Annotated in this window: 1 protein-coding gene; it reads right to left on the bottom strand. The window is 66.3% G+C overall.

Features of this window, described 5'->3' with window-relative positions; genetic code table 11:
* Window positions 1-1556: amino acid adenylation domain-containing protein (locus F2S13_RS29000; RefSeq protein WP_166367312.1), on the bottom strand; the 1556-nt coding region annotated here is incomplete at both ends.

Raw genomic sequence — 1556 nt, 5'->3', positions numbered from 1 at the left:
TCGAAGAAGTGGTCATCGAGGCCGACCCGTTCGACTTCCAGCACCTGCGCCCAGATATCAGCGACGGCCTGCTCGGTTTCCGTCTGCGGCGCGCGGTATTCGCGGCCGGCGGCGGCCTCCGGCTCCGGCAACGCGCGACGGTCGAGCTTGCCGTTGACCGTCAGCGGCAAGGTGGCCAACACCACGATCTGCGCCGGCACCATGTATTCCGGCAGACGTTCGTGCAGGTGCGCCTTGAGGCTGTCCTGAATCGTCGGGTCCGCACTGGCCACGTAGCCGACCAGGCGCTGCCCACCGGCACCGTCCTTGACCAGCACCGCCGCTTCGCTGACCTGCGGATGGCTCTGCAACTGGGCTTCGATTTCGCCCAGTTCGATACGGAAGCCACGGATCTTCACTTGCTGGTCGATCCGGCCCAGGTACTCCAGGCCACCGTCGGCCGTGCGCCGCGCCAGGTCGCCGCTGCGATACAGGCGTTGCTGCGCATCGAACGGGCTGGCGATGAAGCGTTCGGAGGTCAGCTCGGGACGGTTCAGGTAACCCCGCGCCAGACCGGCGCCACCCACGTACAGCTCACCGGCAATGCCCACCGGCTGCGGGTTCAAGTCGGCGTCCAGCACGTGCAGGCTGAGGTCGGCCAATGGCCGGCCGATCGGGCTCGGGCCGTTGTGTGCAAGGTCCTGCCAGCTGATTTCCCGGTAGGTCACGTGCACCGTGGTCTCGGTGATGCCGTACATGTTGATCAGCTGCGGCTGGCGGTCGCCATAGCGCTCGAACCAGGGCCGCAGGGCTTCCAGTTCCAGGGCTTCGCCACCGAAGATTACGTAGCGCAGAGCCAGTTCGGCCGCGTTTTTCGCCGCCAGGTGGGTCAACTGACGGAAAGCCGACGGCGTCTGGTTCAACACCGTCACGCCCTCCTCGGCCAGCAGCGCGAGGAAGTCTTCCGGCGAACGGCTGGTGAAATACGGCACGATCACCAGGCGACCACCGTGGACCAGCGCGCCGAAGATCTCCCACACCGAGAAGTCGAAGGCGTAGGAGTGGAACAGGGTCCAGACGTCATCTTGGTTGAAGCCGAAATCGCCTTGGGTGGCCTGGAACAATCGCTCGACGTTGCGCTGGGTCAGTTGCGCGCCCTTCGGCTTGCCGGTCGAACCCGAGGTGTAGATCACGTAGGCCAGTTGCTCCGGGTCGATCGCCACCAGCGGTGCGCTGAGCGCCTCGGCGGACAGGTCCAGGGTATCGAGCGCCAGCACCTGCACCGGCAACTGCAGATCGAGGCTCGACAGGCTGATCACCTGCTGCAGGCCCGAGTCCTCGACCATGTAGGCCAGACGCTCGGCCGGGTAATCCGGGTCCAGCGGCACGTAGGCGCCGCCGGCCTTGAGCACGGCCAGCAAGGCCACGATCAGCTCCGGCGAACGCGGCAGGGCCACGCCCACCAGCACGTCGGTGCCGACGCCCAGCCCGATCAAACGATGGGCCAGTTGGTTGGCGCGCTGTTCCAGTTCGGCGTAACTGACGCTGACGCCCTGATGACTGATCGCCACGGCGTC

The sequence above is a fragment of the Pseudomonas akapageensis genome (genome assembly GCF_011355085.1).
GTDB lineage: Bacteria > Pseudomonadota > Gammaproteobacteria > Pseudomonadales > Pseudomonadaceae > Aquipseudomonas > Aquipseudomonas akapageensis.
This window is presented reverse-complemented; position numbering and strand designations above follow the sequence as displayed.